General features: G+C 68.3%; 17 protein-coding genes and 1 pseudogene. 10 read left to right on the plus strand and 8 right to left on the minus strand.

Going from position 1 to position 20892, the window contains the following annotated elements; all coding sequences use genetic code 11:
* Positions 1-19: 19 nt before the first annotated feature.
* Genes SI859A1_RS14595 through SI859A1_RS14625 form a run of 7 tightly spaced genes read left to right on the plus strand, consistent with a single transcriptional unit; the run spans position 20 to position 8968 of the window.
* On the plus strand, positions 20-961 hold the full coding sequence (locus tag SI859A1_RS14595; protein WP_009210491.1) for an ABC transporter permease: 942 nt from the start codon (positions 20-22) through the stop codon (positions 959-961).
* On the plus strand, positions 961-1854 hold the full coding sequence (locus tag SI859A1_RS14600) for an ABC transporter permease (RefSeq protein WP_009210492.1): 894 nt from the start codon (positions 961-963) through the stop codon (positions 1852-1854). Before SI859A1_RS14595 ends, SI859A1_RS14600 begins: the two co-directional genes overlap by 1 nt.
* Positions 1854-3545: an ABC transporter ATP-binding protein gene (locus SI859A1_RS14605; RefSeq protein WP_009210493.1), complete on the plus strand. Its 1692-nt coding sequence runs from the start codon at positions 1854-1856 to the stop codon at positions 3543-3545. The genes SI859A1_RS14600 and SI859A1_RS14605 overlap by 1 nt, the downstream gene beginning before the upstream one ends.
* On the plus strand, positions 3542-5083 hold the full coding sequence (locus SI859A1_RS14610) for a M81 family metallopeptidase (RefSeq protein WP_009210494.1): 1542 nt from the start codon (positions 3542-3544) through the stop codon (positions 5081-5083). Before SI859A1_RS14605 ends, SI859A1_RS14610 begins: the two co-directional genes overlap by 4 nt.
* A gap of 46 nt (positions 5084-5129) precedes the next feature.
* A complete protein-coding gene (locus tag SI859A1_RS14615; protein WP_009210495.1) occupies positions 5130-6293 on the plus strand; it encodes a M20 aminoacylase family protein in 1164 nt (387 codons plus the stop codon).
* A gap of 37 nt (positions 6294-6330) precedes the next feature.
* The gene (locus SI859A1_RS14620) at positions 6331-7467 is read left to right on the plus strand and encodes a M20/M25/M40 family metallo-hydrolase (protein ID WP_040325864.1); all 1137 of its coding nucleotides are present in this window, start codon (positions 6331-6333) and stop codon (positions 7465-7467) included.
* A gap of 28 nt (positions 7468-7495) precedes the next feature.
* Complete coding sequence (locus SI859A1_RS14625; protein ID WP_009210497.1) at positions 7496-8968, plus strand: amidase; 1473 nt, start codon at positions 7496-7498, stop codon at positions 8966-8968.
* Between the two features lie 51 nt (positions 8969-9019).
* On the opposite strand, the gene iolB is transcribed toward SI859A1_RS14625, so the two are convergent.
* From iolB to SI859A1_RS14665, 8 genes are all read right to left on the minus strand, one after another.
* Positions 9020-9829 (minus strand): 5-deoxy-glucuronate isomerase, encoded by an 810-nt coding sequence (iolB, locus tag SI859A1_RS14630; protein ID WP_009210498.1) that lies wholly within the window; start codon positions 9827-9829, stop codon positions 9020-9022.
* Between the two features lie 62 nt (positions 9830-9891).
* Positions 9892-10797: a myo-inosose-2 dehydratase gene (iolE, locus tag SI859A1_RS14635; RefSeq protein WP_009210499.1), complete on the minus strand. Its 906-nt coding sequence runs from the start codon at positions 10795-10797 to the stop codon at positions 9892-9894.
* A gap of 45 nt (positions 10798-10842) precedes the next feature.
* On the minus strand, positions 10843-12672 hold the full coding sequence (gene iolD, locus SI859A1_RS14640; protein ID WP_009210500.1) for a 3D-(3,5/4)-trihydroxycyclohexane-1,2-dione acylhydrolase (decyclizing): 1830 nt from the start codon (positions 12670-12672) through the stop codon (positions 10843-10845).
* Positions 12669-14588, minus strand: coding sequence for a bifunctional 5-dehydro-2-deoxygluconokinase/5-dehydro-2-deoxyphosphogluconate aldolase (locus SI859A1_RS14645; RefSeq protein ID WP_009210501.1), 1920 nt, complete (start codon positions 14586-14588; stop codon positions 12669-12671). Before SI859A1_RS14645 ends, iolD begins: the two co-directional genes overlap by 4 nt.
* Entirely contained in the window at positions 14588-15367 is a 780-nt protein-coding gene (locus SI859A1_RS14650) for an ATP-binding cassette domain-containing protein (RefSeq protein WP_009210502.1), read from the minus strand. The genes SI859A1_RS14645 and SI859A1_RS14650 overlap by 1 nt, the downstream gene beginning before the upstream one ends.
* Position 15368: 1 nt before the next feature.
* Entirely contained in the window at positions 15369-16475 is a 1107-nt protein-coding gene (locus SI859A1_RS14655; RefSeq protein WP_009210503.1) for an ABC transporter permease, read from the minus strand.
* A 251-nt stretch (positions 16476-16726) separates the two neighbouring features.
* The gene (locus SI859A1_RS14660) at positions 16727-17665 is read right to left on the minus strand and encodes a sugar ABC transporter substrate-binding protein (protein ID WP_009210504.1); all 939 of its coding nucleotides are present in this window, start codon (positions 17663-17665) and stop codon (positions 16727-16729) included.
* A 137-nt stretch (positions 17666-17802) separates the two neighbouring features.
* Complete coding sequence (locus SI859A1_RS14665) at positions 17803-18639, minus strand: MurR/RpiR family transcriptional regulator (protein ID WP_009210505.1); 837 nt, start codon at positions 18637-18639, stop codon at positions 17803-17805.
* Positions 18640-18755: 116 nt separating this feature from the next.
* Between SI859A1_RS14665 and SI859A1_RS22380 the strand changes: the two are divergent.
* The 3 genes and pseudogenes from SI859A1_RS22380 to iolG all read left to right on the plus strand — a co-directional run.
* Positions 18756-19280 (plus strand): annotated as a pseudogene (locus tag SI859A1_RS22380) (Gfo/Idh/MocA family protein); the annotation flags it as partial.
* Positions 19235-19843 carry a Gfo/Idh/MocA family protein gene (locus SI859A1_RS22165; protein ID WP_244401166.1) on the plus strand — a complete coding sequence of 203 codons (609 nt, stop codon included), beginning with the start codon at positions 19235-19237 and terminating at the stop codon, positions 19841-19843. The pseudogene SI859A1_RS22380 and the gene SI859A1_RS22165, both read left to right, overlap by 46 nt.
* Positions 19844-19853: 10 nt before the next feature.
* Positions 19854-20855: an inositol 2-dehydrogenase gene (iolG, locus tag SI859A1_RS14675; protein WP_009210508.1), complete on the plus strand. Its 1002-nt coding sequence runs from the start codon at positions 19854-19856 to the stop codon at positions 20853-20855.
* The last annotated feature ends 37 nt before the right edge of the window (positions 20856-20892 follow it).

Below are 20892 nucleotides of genomic sequence, written 5' to 3' on the forward strand. Positions count from 1 at the left end.
GCGCCGCGAGGCTCGACCAATGCTCGCCTACATCTTCCGCCGCGTCCTGGCCTCCGTGCCGGTGCTGATCGTCGTGGCGCTGTTCGTTTTCCTCTTGTTGCGGCTGACGCCGGGCGACCCGGCCGCGATCATTGCCGGCGACATGGCGACGCCCGAACAGCTCGCCCAGATCCGCCAGAGCCTCGGCCTCAACGAGCCGCTGGTGACCCAGTTCATCACCTGGAGCGGCCAGTTGCTGAGCGGCGATTTCGGCCGCTCGCTGATCTCGCGCACGCCGGTCCTGACCCTGATCGGCCAGCGGCTGGAGCCGACCCTCAGCCTCGCCCTCGTGACCATGGCGATCACGCTTCTCCTGTCGATCCCGATGGGCGTCCTCGCCGCCTGGCGCCACGGCACGCTCACCGACAACGTCATCATGGCGATCTCGGTGCTGGGCTTCTCGATCCCGGTCTTCGTCACCGGCTACATCTTCATCCAGATCTTCGCCATCGACCTGAAGCTGCTGCCAGTCCAGGGTTTCAAGAGCATCTTCGACGGGGTCGGGCCGTTCCTGGCGCGCATCATCCTGCCGGCCTTCACCCTGGCGACGATCTACATCGCGCTGATTGCCCGCATGACCCGCGCCGCGATGCTGGACGTTCTCGACGAGGACTATGTGCGCACCGCGCGGGCCAAGGGCCTGTCGGAGCGGATCGTCCTGTTCCGCCATGCGCTGCGCAACGCCGCCGTGCCGATCCTCACCGTCGTCGGCACCGGTTTCGCGCTCATGATCTCCGGCGTCGTCGTCACCGAAAGCGTCTTCAACATTCCCGGCCTCGGGCGGCTGACCGTCGACGCCATCCTTGCCCGCGACTACCCGGTGATCCAGGCGCTGATCCTCCTGACCAGCGGCATCTACGTGGTGATCAATCTCCTGATCGACATCTCCTACGCGTTCATGGACCCGAGGATCCGATACTGATGGCGAGGAGAGACACCCTGCCCCCGATTGCCGAGCCGGTCATCAAGCGCCGCTTCCTGCCACGGATCGAACTGGCGGATCTGCGCTTTGCGCCGACCCTCGCCGCGATCTGCCTGGGGGTCATCGTCATCGGTGCCCTGCTGGCGCCGGTCATTGCGCCCTTCGACCCGATCGCCATGAACCCGATGGAACGGCTGGCGGGCGCCAGCGCCACCCATCCCTTCGGCACCGACGCCTATGGCCGCGACGTCTTCTCGCGCACGCTCTACGGCGCCCGCGTCTCGCTGATCGTCGGCATCGGCGCGGCCATGGTGGCGGTGCTGATCGGCCTGCCGCTCGGCCTGATCTCGGGCTTCTTCCGCTGGCTCGACGCCATCCTGATGCGGATCATGGACGGCCTGATGGCAATCCCCAGCGTGCTCCTGGCCATCGCCATCGTGTCGCTGGCCGGCTCCAGCCTCTGGACCGTGCTCATCGCCATCACCATTCCGGAAATTCCGCGCGTCGTGCGGCTGGTGCGCTCGGTCGTCCTGTCGGCGCGCGAGGAGCCCTATGTCGAGGCCGCCATCGCCGTCGGCTCCAGCCTGCCGAAGATCATGTGGCGACACCTGACGCCCAACACCATCGCGCCGCTGATCGTCCAGGGCACCTATGTCTGCGCTTCGGCGATCCTGACCGAGGCGATCCTGTCGTTCCTGGGCGCCGGCATTGGCACCGAGACGCCGTCCTGGGGCAACATCATGTCGGAGGGCCGGCTCTACTTCCAGCTCAAACCGTCGCTGATCTTCTGGCCGGGCCTGTTCCTGTCGCTGGCCATCCTGTCGATCAACATTCTCGGCGACACCGCCCGCGACGTCATGGACCCGCGCCTCGGCAAGAAGAGGGAGGCCTGATGAACGACCACGCCCACCCCGCCGCCGCGAGCAGCGGTGACGTCCTCGTCGTCGAGAATCTCGTCGTCACCACACGCGGCCGCCAGCCGGCCCCGATCCTCGACGGCATCTCGCTGCGCGTCGGTGCCGGCGAGACCGTCTGCCTCGTCGGCGAGAGCGGCTCCGGCAAGTCGGTGACGTCGCTGGCCACGATGGGGCTGTTGCCGAAAGGCGCGCTCACCGCCCGTTCGGGCCGCATTCTCGTCGAGGGCGAGGATGTCCTGACCGCCAGCCCGGCGCGGCTGCGCCAGCTGCGCGCCACCCGCATGTCGATGATCTTCCAGGAGCCGATGACGGCGCTCAACCCGGTGATGACCGTCGAGAGCCAGTTGGAGGAAGTGCTGAGCGCCCATGCCAGCATGAGCACAGCCGACCGCCGGACGCGCATCCGCGACATTCTCTCGCTCGTCCATCTGCCGGATGTGGAGCGCATGTGCCGCTCCTATCCGCACCAGCTTTCGGGAGGCCAGCGCCAGCGGGTGATGATCGCCATGGCGCTGGTCCTCGAACCCAGGCTGCTGATCGCCGATGAGCCGACGACCGCCCTCGACGTGACGACCCAGAAGCAGATCCTGAAGCTGATCCGCGAGATCCAGGAGCGGCTCGGCACGTCGGTCCTGTTCATCACCCACGACATGGGCGTCGTCGCCGACATCGCCGACCGGGTCTATGTGATGCGGGCCGGCGAGATCGTCGAATCCGGGCCGATCGAGGCGATCCTCACCGCGCCGACCAAGCCCTATACCCGCAACCTCCTGACCGCCGTGCCGGCACTGCGCCCGCGCGACGCCCGCCCCGCGGCCTCCCGCGAGATCGTCCTGGAGACCAGCGAACTCGGCATGACCTACAGCCAGGGCTCGCTGTTCCGCAAACGCGAGGGCACCGTCGCGGCGAAGGACGTCAACCTGATCCTCGGGCGTGGCCGCACCCTCGGCATTGTCGGCGAGAGCGGCTCGGGCAAGTCCACCGTGGCGCGCTGCGTCATGCGGCTGATCGAACCCACCGCCGGCACCATCCGCCTGCGCGGCTCCGACATTTCGGGCCTGTCGCGCCGGGCGCTGCGGCCGTGGCGCAAGCGCATCCAGATGATCTTCCAGGACCCCAACCGCTCGCTCAATCCGCGACTGACGGTAGGCGACAGCATCACCGAAGGGCCGATCAACTACGGCACCTCGCCCCGGGAGGCGCGCGAGCAGGCCAAGACCCTTCTGGAACTCGTCGGCCTGCCCAAGGACGCCATCGACCGGCATCCGCACCAGTTTTCCGGCGGCCAGCGCCAGCGCATCGCCATCGCCCGGGCGCTCGCCATGGAGCCGGACGTCCTCGTCGCCGACGAGGCGGTGTCGGCCCTCGACGTCTCGGTGCAGGCCCAGGTCCTCGACCTACTCGACGACATCCAGGCGCGGCTCGGCGTCGCCCTCCTGTTCATCACCCACGACCTGCGCGTCGCCGCGCAGATCTGCGACGAGGTGGTGGTGATGCAGCGCGGCCGGGTGGTGGAATACGGCCCGACCGCCGAGGTGCTGGGCAATCCGCGCGAGGCCTATACGCGCGAACTGATCGATGCGGCCCCAGGCCGCTACTGGGACTTTCCGAATTTTTGCCCGCTGCCCGGCGCAGCAGGCTTCAGGGACACGACCGTGCCGGCATGACAGACGACAGCACAAGGACGCCCGCCCCGCGCATCGCGGTCGGCGGGTTCATGCACGAGACCAATACGTTCGCGCCGACCAGAGCGGACTACGCCGCCTTCGAGCATGGTGGTGGCTGGCCGGCGCTGGCGGAGGGCCCGGCGATGATCGCGGCGACGCGCGACGTCAACATGGGCATCTGCGGCTTCGTCACCGAAGCCGCGCGACGCGGCTGGCACCTCGTGCCGACGCTGTGGTGCGCAGCGGTGCCCTCCGCCCATGTCACCGAAGACGCCTATGAGGCCATCGCCGCCCGCATCGTCGCGGCGATCGAAGCCGCACTGCCGCTCGACGCGGTCTATCTCGATCTCCACGGCGCCATGGTCTGCACCCATCTCGACGATGGCGAAGGCGAACTGCTGGCGCGGGTGCGCCGGGTCATCGGCCCCGACGTTCCGCTGGTCGCCAGCCTCGACCTTCACGGCAACGTCACGCCGCTGATGGTCGCCGAGGCCGATCTCCTCGTCGCCTACCGCACCTATCCCCATGTCGACATGGCCGAGACCGGACGCCGCACCGCCGAGCAGCTGGTCCCGCTGCTCGCCGGCCAGCGCCACGCCAAGGCATTCCGGCAGATCCCCTTCCTGATCCCCATCGCCTGGCAATCGACCACCATGGAGCCGAACGCCACGCTCTATGGCGCCCTGCTGGAGATGGAGACCGGCGGGGTCGCCAGCGTCTCCTATCTCTGCGGCTTCCCGGCCGCCGACTTTCCCGATTGCGGCCCGTCCGTCCTCGCCTATGGCGCCGATCAGGCGGCGGCCGATGCCGCCGCAAACGCCTTGGCAGACAGGGTCGTCGCGGCGCGTTCCGCCTATGCCGGCAAGGCCTTCGCCCCCCTGGACGGGGTGCGCGAGGCGATGCGGATCGCGGCAAGAGCCACGCGCCCGGTCGTCATTGCCGACACCCAGGACAATCCCGGTGCCGGCGGCGATTCCAACACCACCGGCATGCTGAAGGCGCTGGTCGAAGCCGACGCGCAGCGCGCCGCGATCGGGGTGATCTTCGATCCGAAGGCGGCGGCGGCCGCCCATGCGGCGGGCGTCGGGGCGACGGCCGAGATCACCCTCAGCGGCGCCGACGGCGTCGCCGGCGACACGCCCTTCACCGGCATTTTCGAGGTCACCGCCCTGTCCGACGGCGACTTCATCGCCTCCGGTGCCTTCTATGGCGGTGCGCGCATGCGCCTCGGCCCCTCCGCCTGTCTGAAGATCGGCGGCGTGCGCGTCGTCGTCGCCTCGGCCAAGGCGCAGATGGCCGACCGCGAGATGTATCGCTTCGTCGGCATCGAACCCGAGGGGGAGGCGATCCTCGTCAACAAGAGCTCGGTGCATTTCCGTGCCGATTTCGCACCGACCGCCGAGACGATCCTGACCTGCACGGCACCGGGACCCATGCCCCTGTCGCCGGCCGACCTGCCCTTCCGACGGCTGCGGCCCGGCATCGACCTGTCACCCACCGGCCCGGTGTTCGATCCCGCCGAATCCCATCCGTCGTAATGCCTGCGACCGCCTTGCCGCGGCCGCGAAACGAGGAAACCCGACCATGACCATCATTCCCGAGATCAAGAGCTTTGCCGAAGACCTGACCGCGATCCGCCACGATCTGCACGCCCATCCGGAGATCGGCTTCGAGGAAAAGCGCACCGCCGCCATCGTCGCCGAGGCGCTGAAGAGCTACGGCGTCGACGAGATCCACGAAGGCATCGGCGGCACCGGCGTCGTCGGCATCCTCAGGGGCACCGGCGGCGACGGCCGGACCATCGGCCTGCGCGCCGACATGGACGCCCTGCCGATGGAGGAGTTCACCAACCTTCCCTACCGCTCGACCAATCCCGGCCGCTTCCATGGCTGCGGCCATGACGGCCACACCACCATGCTGCTCGGCGCGGCGCGCTACCTGGCCGCAAATCGCGACTTCAAGGGCACTGCGATGTTCGTCTTCCAGCCCGCCGAAGAGGGGCTGGGCGGCGCCCGCGCGATGATCGCCGACCGCCTGTTCGAGCGCTTCCCCTGCGACGAGATCTACGGCCTGCACAACATGCCCGATCTGGAGCTGGGCGAGGTCGCCGTCTTCCCGGGCAAGGCGATGGCCGGCGCCAAGTTCTTCGACATCCGGATCAAGGCGCGCGGCAGCCATGCGGCGATGCCGCACAATTCCAAGGACCCGATCGTCATCGCCATGGCGCTCGGCCAGAGCCTGCAGTCGATCGTCAGCCGCAACGTCAATCCGCTGAAGCCGGCGGTGCTGTCGATCACCAAGTTCACCGCGGGGTCGGCCTACAACGTCATCCCGGAAGAGGCCGATCTCGGCGGCACGATCCGCTACTTCCACGACGATGTCGGCGAGCTCGTCGCCACCCGCATCCGCGAGATCGCCGCCGGTTTCGCGGCGAGCTACGACTGCGAGATCGTGGTCGACATACGCGACGTCTTCTCGGTGCTGGAAAACCACGAGGCCGAGACCGATGCGCTGCGCGAAGTCGCCGTCGAGATCGTCGGCGAAGACAAGGTCTTCACCGATCCGCGCCCGACCATGGGCAGCGAGGATTTTGCCGACATGCTGCACGCGGTCCCCGGCTCCTATTGCTGGGTCGGCCATGGCGGCACCATGCCGCTTCACAATCCCGGCTTCATCCTCGACGACGGCATCCTGCCGATCGGCTCCAGCCTTCTGGCGCGCATCGTCGAGAAGCGGCTGGCGGCCTGATCGGCCGGTTCGAGACCTCAGGAAAGCGAGAGTGACGATGGACGTGACCAAGATCCCGTTGGATGCGGAACGGATGCTGAGTGGGCTGAGGCGCTGGGTCGAGTGCGAGAGCCCGACCTATGACAAGCCGTCGGTCGACCGGATGATGGCGCTGGCCGCCGAGGACATGCAGGCGATGGGTTTCGAGGTCGAGACCATTCCCGGCCCCGAGGGGCTGGGCAATTGCGTGCGCGGCGCGTTTCCGCATCCCAGGGCCGGCGAGCCCGGCATCCTGATCATCGGCCATCTGGACACGGTGCACCCGCTCGGCACGCTGGAGAAGCTGCCGTTCCGGCGCGAGGGCGACATCTGCTGGGGACCCGGCATCTGCGACATGAAGGGCGGCAACTACATCGCCATCAGCGCCGTCAAGGCGCTGGCCGAGATGGGCGTCGAGACGCCGCTGCCGGTGCATGTGCTGCTGACCTCCGACGAGGAGATCGGCACGCCCGGCACCCGTGCGCTGATCGAGGCCGAGGCCGCCAAGCACCGCTACATTCTGGTGCCGGAGCCGGCCTGGGCCCGCAACACGGTGGTCACCGGCCGCTACGCCATCGCCCGCTACCATCTGACCGCCATGGGCCGCCCGAGCCATGCCGGCGCCGCGCTGAAGGCCGGCCAGTCGGCGGTGAAGATGATGGCCCGGCAGCTGATCGCCATCGAGGACATGACCGACGAGGACTGCACCTTCTCGGTCTCGGTCATGCATGGCGGCCAGTGGGTCAATTGCGTGCCGACCATCGCGCGGGCCGAGTGCCTGTCCATGGCCAAGCGCCAGGAAGACCTCGACCGGGGCACCGAGAACATCCTCGCCTTCGACAGGCGCGAAGCGGACGGCACCGGCTTCGTCGTCGAGAAGAGCGTCGTGCGCCCGGTGTGGGAAGCCAGCGCCGGCACGATGGAACTCTACGAACGCGTCCGGCGGATCGGCAACGCGCTGGGATTCGACCTTGCCCATGCCAGCGAGGGCGGCGGCTCGGACGGCAATTTCACCGGCGCCATGGGCCTGCCGACGCTGGACGGCCTCGGCGTCGTGGGCGCCGACGTCCATACGCTGAACGAGCATATCGAGGTGTCGAGCCTGGTGTCGCGGGGACGTCTGCTGGGCGGCCTTCTGGCAGAACTCGGCGCCTGATGCGGCGCCCCGAGGGAGGCCTGCGCCCGTGACATCCGGCGGGACAGATCAAGGTTCGAACGGCGAGACGCTCTCGCCGTTCGACGGGCCGGACCATCTGCGCGCACCGGACGCGGTGTCCGGGATCTGCGCCATGGATGCGATGGCGTTGATGGCGGAGATGCGTGCCGGGCGCCTGTCCTCGGTGGAGATCGTCACCGCCTTCCTCGACCGGATCGACGCGCTCAACCCGACCTACAACGCCATCGTGTCCCGGCGCCCGCGGGACGCGGTGCTCGCGGACGCCGCGGCCGCCGACCGGGCGCGGGCCAGCGGCGCCGCCACCGGTCCGCTGCACGGCCTGCCCATCGCCATCAAGGATCTGTCGCCGACAAAGGGGCTGACCACTACCTTCGGCTCGCCGATCTACCGCGACCACGTGCCCGATTGCGACGGCCGCTCGACGGCGCGCATCCGGGCGGCCGGCGCGATCATCGCCGGCAAGACCAACACGCCGGAATTCGGCCTCGGCTCCCACACCTTCAACGCGGTCTTCGGCGCGACCGGCAACGCCTTTGCCCCGGAGCGCAGCGCCGGCGGCTCCAGCGGCGGCGCGGCCGTCGCCATCGCGACGCGCATGCTGCCGCTCGCCGACGGCTCAGACATGGGCGGCTCGCTGCGCAATCCCGCCGCCTTCAACAATGTCTACGGGCTGCGCCCCTCCTTCGGCCGGGTGCCGAGCCTGCCGGCCGGCAATGTCTTCGAGGCGGCGCTCGCCACCGACGGGCCGATGGCGCGGACCGCCGACGATCTCGCCCTGCTGCTCGGGGTCCAGGCCGGCGCCGATCCGCGCCAGCCACTGTCGGAGGGGCTTCCCGGCCTCGAGAGGACGACGCGCGACGAGGACGCGCCCGTCCGGATCGGCTGGCTCGGCGATTTCGACGGCCATCTCGCCATGGAGCCGGGCATCCTCGATACCAGCCGCGCGGCGCTGGAACGCATTCCGGGCGCCGTGGTCGAGGCGGCGGCTTTGGGCTTCAACGCCGAGCGCCTGTGGCAGAGCTTCGTGATCCAGCGCCATGTGGCGGTCGCGGCCAGATATGCCCCGCTCCATGCCGATCCGGCGACGCGCGACCTCTTGAAACCGGAAATGGTCTGGGAAATCGAGAACGGCCTGAGTCTGTCGGCCCTGGCCGTCGAGGCCGCCCGCGAGGTGCGGACCGCCTGGCATCTGCGGCTCGTCGACCTCTTCGCCCGCTTCGACCTGCTGGCCCTTCCGGCCGCGCAGGTCTGGCCGTTCGCGATCGGCGAGCGCTGGCCGCAGGCGATCGATGGCCGGGCGATGGACAGCTATCACCGCTGGATGGAATGCGTGGCGCCCGCCACCCTGTCCGGCTGCCCCGTCCTCGCCCTGCCGGCCGGCTTTCGCGGCGGCCTGTCGACGGGCGTCCAGATCATCGCGCCGCTCGGCCGCGAAGCCGATCTCCTGGCGCTGGTACGGCGGGTCGAGCGGGCGAGCTGAGCCCCTCGGCGCTGCCGATCCCCACTTTCTGCGCCGTTGCCGGCCGGCCGTTCAGTCGGCGTCGCGCTGGGCGATCCAGTCGTGGTCGGGGTGGTTCTCGAACCGCCACTGGCGACGGGGGCCGGCCATGACGTTGAGATAGTACATGTTGTAGCCATGCGGCGCGCCGCAGGGATGGTGCCCCTTCGGCACGAGAACGACGTCGCCGTCATGGACGGTCATGGTCTCGTCGAGGCTGCCGTCGTCGGTGAAGACCCGCTGGAAGCCGAAACCCCGCGGCGGATCGAGCCGGTGGTAATAGGTCTCTTCCAGATAGGTCATGCGCGGGAAATCATCCTCGTCGTGCCGGTGCGGCGGATAGGACGACCAGTTGCCCGCCGGCGTGTAGACCTCGGTCACCAGCAGGCTGTCGGCAACGTCGCGCTCTTCCATGGCAATGGCGTGCACCTTGCGGGTGTTGGCCCCCTTGCCCTTGACGATGGTGGGAATGCCCTGCGGGCCGATCACCCGCGCGGCGTGGCCGCCCTTGCCCGGGGCGCGGCAGACCGCCAGCGTCAGCGTCGTCGTCGCCGTGACCTGCCAGCGCGAGCCGTTCGGCACATAGACTGCGTGGGGCGGCACCAGCTCGAAGACCGACATGCGCGCGCCGAGCTCGCCGAAATTCTGGTCGCCGGCACTGACCTCACCCTTGCCTTCCAGCAGAACGAGGATGGCTTCCTCGTCGCCGGTCTCCGCCGACGCCGTCTCGCCGGCCTCCAGCCGATGCAGCGCGAAGCCGACATAGGACCAGCCGGCATCGGCCGGGGTGATGTCGTGCACCAGGCCATGCCGGCCGTTCGGGCGACGAAGAAGGTCGGCCATCGTGATCCTCCGCAATGCTGTTGATCGTCCGCAGGGCGCGCCCGCGATCCGGGTCCGCCTGTTCAGTCCGCGACGAGGCCGGCTTCGGCGGCCAGCGTCTTCAGGGTCTTCAGGCCGAGGCGCTGATATTCGACCGGATCGCGGACCTCCGGGTCCTGCTCGGCCTCGATGACGATCCAGCCGTCGTAGCCATGCTCGGCCAGGACCGCGAGGCAGGGGCCGAATTCGACCCCGCCCTCCGCATCGCCCGGCACGGTGAAGACACCGCGGCGCACGCCTTCGAGAAACGACAGCCCGTCGCGGCGCACATCCGCCATCACGGCCGGCCGTACGTTCTTGGCGTGGAAATGCGCCACGCGATCGACATGCCGGGCGAGATAGGGCGCCGGATCGACGCCGTTGCCGCCGAAATAGAAATGCCCGGCATCGAACAGCAGCCGGGTCGCCGGCCCGGTATGGGCCATGAACAGGTCCAGTTCGGCCGGCGTTTCGACGACCGTGCCCATGTGATGATGGTAGACCAGAGGCACGCCCTCGGCGGCGCAATGGGCCGCGACCTTCTCGACCCGGGCGCCGAACTCCGCCCATTGATCCACATTCAGCACCGGCGAGGCTGCCAGCCCGACCGCGTCATTGCCGTGGATCGCGTTGGAAGTCTCGCAGGCGATGCAAACGGTGCAGCCCATCGCCTTCAGCCGATCAAGATGCGGCTGAATCAGCGCGATCTCCTGCTCGGCCGAATGGACGAGGAGATTGAGCGAATACCAGGCCGAGACGAAGGCGAGGCCGTGCGGCTGAAGGACCGCCCGCAAGTCGGCCGGGTCCCAGGGAAATTTGTGGCCGTTCTCGATGCCGTCGAAGCCGATGGCCGCGGCTTCACCGAGGCACTGGTCGAGCGGGATATGGGCACCAAGGCTCTGGTCGTCGTCGTTCGACCAGGCGATGGGGTTCGTGCCGAAGCGGATCATGGGCAGTTTTCCATTCAGGAGATCGAGGGACGGGGCGGCGGCCGGTCAGCCGCCGGCGCGCATCCGCAATTGCGCTTCATAGGCCTTGCGGGCCGCTTCCACCGCCGGGCGGGCCGAGACCTCCGGCACCGCCACGTCCCACCAATGGCCACCCGGCCCGGTGCTCGGATAGGGGTCGGTGTCGATCACCAGCACCACCGGCCCGTCTGCATCGCCCGCCGCCGCCAGCGCGACTTCCAGCTCGGCGATGGAGGTGACATGGGATGCGGTGGCGCCCATCGATGCGGCGTGGGCGGCGAAGTCGATCCGCGACGGGTGCACGTGATGGGCGTGTTCCAGAAGATTGTTGAACTCGGCCCCGCCGGTGCTCATCTGCAGCCGGTTGATGCAGCCATAGCCGCGATTGTCGGTGACGACGACGGTGAACTTGATCCCCAGCATCGCCGCCGTGGCGAGCTCGGAATTGGCCATCATATAGCTGCCGTCGCCGATCATGCAGACCACGTCGCGATCGGGCTCGGCCATCTTGATGCCCATTGCGCCGGCGATCTCGTAGCCCATGCAGGAGAAGCCGTATTCCATATGGTAGGCGCCCGGCCGCGGCGCCTTCCACAGCGTGTGGAGTTCGCCGGGCATGGTACCGGCGGCGCACATGACGACGTTATCGACGCCGCTGGCCCGCTGCACCGCGCCGATCACCTGCTGGTCCGTCGGCAGGGCATTGCTGTCCTTTGGCGCCGCGGTCAGCGGATCGACGGCGGCGAACCAGTCCCGCTTCAGGGCCGCATCGGGCGCGGCGAATGCATGGTCGCCGAGGGCTTGCGACAGCGCTTCGAGGCCCACCAGTGCGTCGCAGCACAGCGGTTCGGCGCCGTGCTTCATGGCGTCGTAGGCGGCGACGTTGAGGCTGACGAGCCGGCGCCGGGGATTTCGGAAGAGGTTCCACGATCCGGTGGTAAAGTCCTGGAAGCGCGTGCCGACGCCGAGGACGAGATCGGCCTCGGCGCAGATCGCGTTGGCCGACGCCGCTCCGGTCACGCCGACCGGGCCGAAATTGAGATCGTGGTCCCAGGCGAGCGCCGACTTCCCGGCCTGGCTCTCGACCACCGGAATCCGGTGCCGGCGCGCAAAGGCTTCCAAGGCATCGCAGGCACCGGCGTAGTGCACGCCGCCGCCCGCAACGATCACCGGCTTTTCGGCACGGCGCAGGAGTTCCGCGACACGTTCCAGCTCGACCGAATCGGGATGCGGCCGCCGGGTCCGCCAGACGCGCGGTTCGAAGAAGGTGGCCGGATAGTCGTAGGCCTCGGCCTGCACGTCCTGGCAGAAGGCGAGGCACACCGGCCCGCATTCGGCCGGATCGGTCATCACCCGGAAGGCCCGCGGCAGGGCGGTGAGAAGCTGTTCGGACCGCATGATACGGTCGAAATAGCGGGTCACCGGCCTGAAGCAGTCATTCACCGTCACGGTGCCGTCGCCGAAATCCTCGACTTGCTGCAGCACCGGATCGGGGCCGCGATTGGCGAAGACGTCGCCGGGCAGGAGCAGCAGCGGCAGACGGTTCACATGGGCGAGTGCGGCGGCGGTCACCATGTTGGTTGCGCCGGGCCCGATGGACGAGGTCACCGCCATGGTCCGCCGGCGCTGCAGCTGCTTGGCATAGGCGATGGCCGCATGGCACATCGTCTGCTCGTTATGACCGCGCAGCGTTTGGATCTGGTCCTTCTCGGCATGCAGCGCCTCGCCGAGCCCGGCGACGTTGCCATGGCCGAAGATCGCCCACACGCCGGCAATGAACGGCTCGCCGTCCTCGGTCATCTGGGCGGTGAGATATTTCACCAGAGCCTGCGCCGCTGTCAGACAGATCGTCGTCATGCCGCTTTCTCCCCTGCCCGGCGTGCGTCGTCCCACAGAGCGCACAGCCTGCTGTATCGTTCCGCCATCTGGCGCACCGCCGCCTCGGGCGTGATGTCGCCGGTCATGTAGGCCTTCGCCGCGTCGGCGAAGATCGTCCGGCCGACGGCAAAGCCCTTCACCAGGTCGAACCGGGCGGCGACGGAGAAACTCTCGATGAGCGCCGCCTCGGAGGCTTCGAGGCCCAGAACGACGATGCCGCGCACATTCGGATCGTTGTCGCGGACCGCCGCGCAGGCCTTTTGCCAACCGGCCTCGCTGGTCATCGGCTCCAGCTTCCACCAGTCGGGATAGACTCCGAGGTCGTAGAACCGCCGGATTACCGTCGCCGCGGTGTCATCGTCGACCGGACCGACCCTGGAGGGAATGATTTCCAGCAGGAATTCCAGCCGGTTGCGCCGGCAGGTGTTGTAGAGGCGCAGGATGGTCTCCTCCTGCGCGCGCCACAGATCCGGGGCGTCGTTGGGATGGCAGAAGCACAGGCATTTCACCACATGCTCGCTCGGCCATTCCGACAGGCCGCCAAAATCGGAGCCGATCTCCGGCTCCAGCGACAACGGCCGCGATCCGGGCCATTCGACCGGCCGGCCGATCCACAGGCCGCGACCGGCGGCCCGGTAGAGCGCCTGCCTTCCCAGCCGGCCGTCGCACAGAATGCCGTGGCCGGGCGCACCGTCCTGGACCCGCAGTGCCGCGTCGAGGCAGAGCTGCTTGAAGGCCCCGATCCGGTCGGGCGTCGCCCCCTCCATTTCCTCGAACTGCATGCGGTGGTCGAAGGCGAAGACCCGCATGGTCGACCAGTCGGTCTTGCGGGTCGTCGACCAGTGGATCTGCTCCAGTTCCGCGTCCTTGCGCAGCGCTTCCTTCTCCTTCAGGACGCCGCGCTTCAGGAAGAACTGCAGTTCCTGCCAGCTCGGATAGGCCGGGGTGCAGCCATGGCGCGACACGGCGAAGGCGCCGCAGGCATTGGCATAGGTCAGCGCCGTCGGCCAGGACTCGCCGTCGAGCCAGCCCTTCAGCAGGCCGGAGATGAAGCCGTCGCCGGCGCCCAGCACGTTGAACACTTCGATCGGGAAGCCGGGCCCCGCCTGCCCCTCGTCGAGGCTGCTGCGGATCGGGCCCTCGAAGGCGACCGCGCCGGCCGCGCCGCGCTTGCAGACCAGCGTCGCGCCGGTGACCACGCGAACCGTCCGCAGCGCCGCGATGGTGTCGGTGGTGCCGCCGGCGATGTGAAACTCTTCCTCCGTGCCGACGATCAGGTCGAAGAGATGCAGGGTGGATTGCAGCTTCGCCGTGACCGCCGCGGAGGCGATGAAGCGTTCCTCACCGGCGCCGTGGCCGGCTAGGCCCCACAGATTGGGGCGGTAGTCGATGTCGAGCGCGGTGCGGGCGCCGTTGGCACGGGCAAGCTCCAGCGCCTTCAGCACCGCGGCCTCGGTCCGCGGATTGCTGAGATGGGTGCCGGTGACGACGACGGCCCGCGCCCTGGCGATGAGGGCCTCGTCGATATCGTCCTCGCACAGCGCCATGTCGGCGCAGTTCTCGCGATAGAAGATCAGCGGAAACTGCTCGTCGTCGCGAATGCCGAGGATGACCAGCGCCGTCAGCCGGTCGGGGTCGGTGACGACGCCCGTCGTGTCGACGCCCTCGCGCTGCAGTTCCTCGCGCAGGAACCGGCCCATATGCTCGTCGCCGACGCGGGTGATCAGCGCCGAACGCAGGCCCAGCCGGGCGGTGCCGGTGGCCATGTTGGTGGGCGAGCCGCCAACATATTTCTCGAAGCTGCGCATGTCCTCGAGCCGGCCGCCCACCTGTGCGCCATAGAGGTCGACGGAAGACCGGCCGATGGTGATGAGATCGAGATCCTTCGCCGCCATCACACGGTTCCTCCGAGCGAGCCCTGCAGGGTCGCCAGTTCCTGGCCGCCGGCCATCAGGTCCTGCAGTTCGTTGGCGGTGATCTCGCCGCGCGGCGCGGTGCCCAGCGTGCGGCCGCGGTTGAGGACGGTGAAGCGATCACCCACGGCCATGGCGTGGCGGACATTGTGGGTGATGAAGACGACGCCGATGCCCTGGTCGCGGACCTTCTCGATGGTCGCCAGGACGTTGGAGGTCTGGCGCACGCCGAGCGCCGAAGTGGGCTCGTCGAGGATCAGCACCTTGGCGCCGAAATACACCGCGCGGGAGATCGCCACCGTCTGGCGCTCGCCGCCCGACAGGGTGCCGACCGCCTGGTCGGGACCGCGCAAAGCGATGCCCATCTTGCGCATCTCCTCGATGGTCACCGCATTGGCCGTCTCGATGTCCATGCGCTTGAACAGCCAGCGTCCCTTGGTGGGCTCGCGGCCCATGAAGAAGTTGCGGGTCACCGACATCAGCGGGATCATGGCGAGATCCTGGAAGACCGTCGCGATGCCGGCCTCCATGGCGTCGCGCGGACTGTCGAAGGACATCGGCTGGCCTTCGAAGTAGATCTCGCCCTTGGTCGGCTTGTGGACCCCGGACATGGTCTTGATGAAGGTCGACTTGCCGGCGCCGTTGTCGCCGAGAAGGCAGTGGCACTCGCCGGGCAGGACGTCGAAGCTGACGCCGGCCAAAGCGATGATGTTGCCGAAGTGCTTCTCGATGTTTTCCATGTGAACGATGGGCTTGGTCATGTTAGCGCTCCCCGGTCACTTGCTTGCGGATGTAGTTGTTGAAGAGCACCGCCACGAGCAGCATGCCGCCCAGGAAGATCTGGAACCAGTCCTGGTCGAAGCTCGTGTAGGTCAGGCCGATCGTGACCATGCCGAAGATGATCGCGCCGAAGAAGGCGCCGATCGCCGAGCCGTAGCCGCCGGTCAGGAGGCAGCCGCCGATGACCGCCGCGATGATCGCCTCGAACTCCTTCATGAAGCCGCGGCGGGCGTCGGTGGAGCCGGCGTCCATCACCGTGATGATGGCGACCAGGGCCCCGCAGCAGGCGGCGAACATGAACAGCGAGATCTTCACCTTGCGCACCGGCACGCCGGAATTGGAGGCCGCGACCTTGTCGCCGCCGGCAGCGAAGATCCAGTTGCCCTGCGGCGTGCGGGTGAGGACGTAGGTCGCCACCAGCGCCAGGCCGACGAACCAGAGGATCTCGACCGGAATGCCCGGCACCTTGGGCGTGCCGTTGTTGAAGGTGTCGATGATCCCGGTCTCGGCCATCCAGCCGAACAGTCCGGTGAAGGCGTCGCCGGAAAAGATCGGCATCAGCCAGTCGCTTTCCACCGCGTCGCGGACGCCGCGCAGCTGCGTGGAGCCGCCGGTGGCGATCTTCAGGCCCACCAGCGAGGCGCCGCGCAGGATGAAAAGGAAGGCCAGGGTGACGATGAAGGAGGGCAGCCCGGTCTTCAGGACGATGGTGCCGTTGACCGAGCCGATCGCGGCCGCGACCATGAAGGTGATCGGGATCGCCAGGATCAGCGGCAGGCCGAGCGTCACCGTGCAGGCCGCGAAGATCAGGCCGGCGAAGGCGACCATGGAGCCGATCGACAGGTCGAACTCGCCGCCGATCATCAGCATCGCTGCGCCGATCGCCAGGATGCCGAGCTGGGCAGCGGGGGTCATGAAGTTCATGATGCCCGACAGGGTGAACATGGAGCTGTCGGCGGTGACCATGAAGAACACCGTGACGACGACCAGACCGGCGATGGCGCCGAGCTCCGGCCGCTTCATCAGCCGGGCCCCGAAACTCTCCCGCTTGAGGCGCTCGTCGGCGACCACCTGGGGTGTGTCAGACATCGTGTCTCCTCCTTCTCGACATGGCTTCGCCGTGGCCGCGGGGCCGGCATGCCGGGTCGAAGATGCTTCGGGTCGTCGTTCCGCTGGATGCGGGCTGCCGTGCGGACGGACCGCCGGGCATGGCGCGGCATGCGCGCAGGCACCTTGACGGCGGATCGGCCGGCAAGGTCGGGAAGCGGTCCCAAGGACCCCTTCCCTCACCGGGGCTGCGGTCGCACCGCAGTCCCGGCGTCGTGATCGGGCCCTGTGGCCTAGCGGATGCCCTGCGCGGACAGTTCGACGACCTGGCCGGCCTTGTCCTGCGTAACGAGGTTCGGACCCGACGGCACGTTGCCGCCCGGGACCAGACCGTATTTCGCGTTGAGCGCCAGGAAGGTCACCGGCAGGTAGCCCTGCAGGAACTGCTGCTGGTCGATAGCGAAAGTGGCCTTGCCCTCGGCGACAGCCTCGAGGAAGGTCGCCGACAGATCGAAGGTCGCGATCTTGACGTCGCCGGTCCGGCCGACGGCTTCGACGGCCTTCAGGGCCGGCTCGCCGACGAGCGAGGCGCCTAGCCCCAGCACGGTGTCGATATCCGGGTTCGAGGTCAGCGCGGCCTGGATCTTCGACTGGACTTCGGCCGGATCGTTCTGGGTCGGCACGACCTCGACCTGCCCGCCGAAGCCCTCGGCAAAGCCCTCGGCAAAGCCCTCGCAGCGCTGGTCGAGGGAGACGTTGCCGACTTCCTGATTGACGCAGATCGCGACCTTGCCGCCATCCTTGGCGAGCTGCTCGCCGGCCGCCTTGCCGGCGGTGAACTCGTCCTGCCCGACATGCAGCAGCGCACCGAGCCCCTTGGAGGCGTCGGAGCCCGAATTCATGGAGATGACCGGGATGCCGGCCTGCACGGCCCGCTCGATCGAGGGTCCGAGCGCGTCGGCGTCGGGGATCGACACGACCAGCCCGTCCGGCTCCTGATTGACCGCGGCGTCGATGAGCTGGCTCATCTGCACCATGTCGAAGGTCTCGGGCGCCCGATAGTCGACGTCGGCGCCGCTGTCCTTGGCGGCCTGGTCGACGCCGTTCTTGACCACGGACCAGAACGGGTCGTTGGCCTGACCGTGCGAGACCACGATGATCTGCTGGGCGAAAGCCGGACCGGTGAAGGCGATGGCCGCTGCGGCGATGGTCGATTTCAGGAAATTGTTCATGGGTCCTCCCGTTGAGCACATGCGGGTTCTCCCGCATTTGGAACCGGCCGGAGCCGGGTTCAGGTTGTTCCACAGGCCCTCACTCCCGAGCGTTTTTTGGAACAATTATTCTATAAACGCCCTCCCGGCGGCCGGAGTCAACCCTTTTCCTTACGTAATCCGCCAACCGCCACGGCCAGGGCCGTGACGAGCGCCAGCCCGGCATTGGGCGCACGGAAGCCGCCGACCTCCACCTCCCGCGCGATCAGCAGGTTTTCCGCGACCTCGGCCAGCGGACAGCTCGTCGTGTCGCTCATCGCCAGAACCGGAATCCCGCGCTCCGAGACCCGGGCGGCGAGTGTCAGGGTCTCCTGCGAAAACGGCGCGAAGGTCACCGCGAACAGCGCGTCGTCCGGCCCGATCGCATGGTCGCTTTCGATCTGTCCGGTGGTGTGGTGCAGCATCGAGGCCACGCCCATCTTGTCGAGGAGATAGGCGAGATAGACCACCACCGCGAAGGCGCGCCGCAGGCCCACGAGATGGATGGTGCGGGCGCCGGCAAGTCGCTCCGCCACCGCCTGCAATTGCTGAGCATCCAGCTCCTTCGACATGTCCATCAGGGATCTGATGCCGGCCTCGGCGAAATCCGCGGCCAGGCGCCCGGCACCCGAGACGCCCTCCGCCCGCAGCCGCGTCAGGCGCTCGGTGTAGTCCGGCCGCATCTGGGCGTATTCGGCCCGGAACAGCGCCTGCATCTCGGAATAGCCGGAGAGGCCAAGGGTCTGGCAGAAGCGCATGAAGGCCGAGGGCGGGACCTCGGCCAATTGCGCCATGTCGGCGACCGTGGAGACGGCGACGCGATCGAGATTGGCGCGCAGGCAGATGGCGCATTGCTTCAGCCGCTTGGGCAGCGTGCCGTCGATCCTGTCGAGGCTGGCGAGCAATTCGGCGACACTGGCCGGCGCCCGAGGCACCCCCTCGGCAGAACTGTTCATCTCGCTCTCCTGACTTGACTCCCGCCCGCTGCGAGCGCATCCCTTTATGGAATTTATATTCCAATCGGCGGGAGGAGTCGATGGTGGTGGGTCTTGGTCTCATCGGGACCGGCTTCATGGGCAAGGCCCATGCGCTGGCCTATGGGGCGGCACGCGCGGTGTTCGGCGACGTGCCGGCGGTCCGCATGGCATGCCTGTGCGACGCCGAGCCCGCACGCGCAAGGGCGTTCGCCGATCAGTTCGGCTTCGCGGCTGCCACGTCGGACTGGCGGGCCGTCATTGCCGACCCGGCGGTCGATCTCGTCTCGATCACCACGCCCAACGCCCTGCATCGCGACATGGCGCTCGCCGCGATCGCCGCGGGCAAGGCCGTCCATTGCGAAAAGCCGCTGGCGCTGACGCTGGCCGACGCCCAGGCCATGGCGACCGCTGCCGACGCGGCCGGGGTCGCCACGCTCGTCGGCTACAATTACGTCCACAACCCCGCCTTCACCCATGCCTGCCGGCTGATCGCCGAGGGCGTCATCGGCAAGCCGGTCCATTTCCGCGGCTGGGTGGACGAGGATTACCAGGCCGATGGCGATCTCGCCTGGACATGGCGCGCGAAGCGGGCCGATGCCGGCCTCGGCGCGCTGGGCGATCTCGGCTGCCACCTCGTCTCCATGGCCGTCGCGCTGATGGGGCCGATCGAGAGCCTGATCGCCGACACCCAGATCGTCCATGCGACGCGGCCCATGCCCGACGGTTCCGGCGAGGCCGCGTCGAGAACGAGGACACGGCCTCGGCCATCGTGCGTTTTGCCAGCGGGGCGCAGGGGACATTGTGCACCTCGCGTGCCGCCTGGGGCCGCAAGAACCGTCTCGACTGGGAGGTGCACGGCACGCGCGGCACGCTCCTCTTCAGCCAGGAGCGGCTGAACGAGTTGCAGCTCTATGTGAACGAGGGCCCGGCCGGCCGCCAAGGCTTCCGCACCATCCTCACCGGTCCTGCTCACGCGCCCTACGGCGCCTTCTGCCCGGCGCCCGGACACCAGCTCGGCTTTGGCGACCTCAAGACGATCGAGGCGGCCAGCATGCTGCGCGCCATCGCCGGCGGCCCGCCAGCCCGGCCGAACTTCACCGACGCCCTCGCCTACGAGGCCGTCATCCACGCCATCGACGACGCCAGCCGGACCGGCCAGCGCGTCACGCTCCAGACCTCCTGAGGACATCGCCATGAAAGTCGCACTCTTCGGCGCCGGCCGCATCGGCAAGGTGCATGCCGCCTCGATCCGCATGGACCGGCGCTGCGAACTCGTCGCCGTCACCGACGTAATGAGCGACGCCGCCAACGCGCTGGCGGCCGAGTACTGCATCGCCGCGCGGCAGGCCGACGACATCCTCGCCGACACCAGCATCGACGCCATCCTCGTCGCCTCCTCCACCAACACCCATGCCGACCTGATCGAGAGGGGCATTGCCGCTGGCAAGGCGGTGTTCTGCGAAAAGCCGATCGACCTCGACCTGGAACGCGCGCTCCGGGTCAAGAAGGCCGTGGCCGCAGCGGGGCGGCCGGTGATGATGGGCTTCAACCGGCGGTTCGATCCGAACTTCTCGGCCCTGCGCGAGGCCTTCGTCGCCGGCGAGATCGGCAAGGGCGAGCTGCTGGCCGTCACCTCCTACGATCCGGCGCCGCCGCCCGTCTCCTACATCAAGGTTTCCGGTGGCCTCTTCCGGGACATGATGATCCACGATTTCGACATGTGCGCCTGGCTGTTCGGCATGCCCGAGACGGTGACGGCGACGGGCTCCTGCCTCGTCGACAAGGAGATCGGCGCGGCCGGCGACATCGACACGGCCGTCGTGGTGCTCGGCTATGCGGACGGGCGCATCGCGACGATCCTCAATTCGCGCCGGGCCGTCTATGGCTACGACCAGCGGGTGGAGATGCTCGGCTCGGACGGCATGCTCGAGGCGCAGAACGTCGCCGAGAACACCGTCGCCAAGTCCACCACGGCCGGCGTCGTGTCGGCCAAGCCGGTCTATTTCTTCCTCGAACGCTACATGCGCGCCTATGCGATCGAATGGTCGCGCTTCGTCGACAGCGTCGTCGACGGCGCGCCGCTGGCGGCCACCGTCGACGACGGCGTGAACGCCCTCGCCCTGGCGGAAGCCGCCAACATCTCCTTTGCCGAAAGCCGCCGCGTCGCCATCACCGCGGCGATGACCGGCCATTGACCGCGACACGGCAGGACAGGACAGGACAGGACAGGAC

The sequence above is a fragment of the Aurantimonas manganoxydans SI85-9A1 genome (assembly GCF_000153465.1).
Lineage (GTDB): Bacteria > Pseudomonadota > Alphaproteobacteria > Rhizobiales > Rhizobiaceae > Aurantimonas > Aurantimonas manganoxydans.

Excerpts from the sequence above, each read along its gene's own strand:
- SI859A1_RS14595 (WP_009210491.1), top strand. The coding sequence starts at position 20 with ATGCTCGCCTACATCTTCCGCCGCGTCCTGGCCTCCGTGCCGGTGCTG.
- SI859A1_RS14600 (WP_009210492.1), top strand. The coding sequence starts at position 961 with ATGGCGAGGAGAGACACCCTGCCCCCGATTGCCGAGCCGGTCATCAAG.
- SI859A1_RS14605 (WP_009210493.1), top strand. The coding sequence starts at position 1,854 with ATGAACGACCACGCCCACCCCGCCGCCGCGAGCAGCGGTGACGTCCTC.
- SI859A1_RS14610 (WP_009210494.1), top strand. The coding sequence starts at position 3,542 with ATGACAGACGACAGCACAAGGACGCCCGCCCCGCGCATCGCGGTCGGC.
- SI859A1_RS14615 (WP_009210495.1), top strand. The coding sequence starts at position 5,130 with ATGACCATCATTCCCGAGATCAAGAGCTTTGCCGAAGACCTGACCGCG.
- SI859A1_RS14620 (WP_040325864.1), top strand. The coding sequence starts at position 6,331 with ATGGACGTGACCAAGATCCCGTTGGATGCGGAACGGATGCTGAGTGGG.
- iolB (WP_009210498.1), bottom strand. The coding sequence starts at position 9,829 with ATGGCCGACCTTCTTCGTCGCCCGAACGGCCGGCATGGCCTGGTGCAC.
- iolE (WP_009210499.1), bottom strand. The coding sequence starts at position 10,797 with ATGATCCGCTTCGGCACGAACCCCATCGCCTGGTCGAACGACGACGAC.
- iolD (WP_009210500.1), bottom strand. The coding sequence starts at position 12,672 with ATGACGACGATCTGTCTGACAGCGGCGCAGGCTCTGGTGAAATATCTC.
- SI859A1_RS14645 (WP_009210501.1), bottom strand. The coding sequence starts at position 14,588 with ATGGCGGCGAAGGATCTCGATCTCATCACCATCGGCCGGTCTTCCGTC.
- SI859A1_RS14650 (WP_009210502.1), bottom strand. The coding sequence starts at position 15,367 with ATGACCAAGCCCATCGTTCACATGGAAAACATCGAGAAGCACTTCGGC.
- SI859A1_RS14655 (WP_009210503.1), bottom strand. The coding sequence starts at position 16,475 with ATGTCTGACACACCCCAGGTGGTCGCCGACGAGCGCCTCAAGCGGGAG.
- SI859A1_RS14660 (WP_009210504.1), bottom strand. The coding sequence starts at position 17,665 with ATGAACAATTTCCTGAAATCGACCATCGCCGCAGCGGCCATCGCCTTC.
- SI859A1_RS14665 (WP_009210505.1), bottom strand. The coding sequence starts at position 18,639 with ATGAACAGTTCTGCCGAGGGGGTGCCTCGGGCGCCGGCCAGTGTCGCC.
- SI859A1_RS22165 (WP_244401166.1), top strand. The coding sequence starts at position 19,235 with ATGGCGCGCGAAGCGGGCCGATGCCGGCCTCGGCGCGCTGGGCGATCT.
- iolG (WP_009210508.1), top strand. The coding sequence starts at position 19,854 with ATGAAAGTCGCACTCTTCGGCGCCGGCCGCATCGGCAAGGTGCATGCC.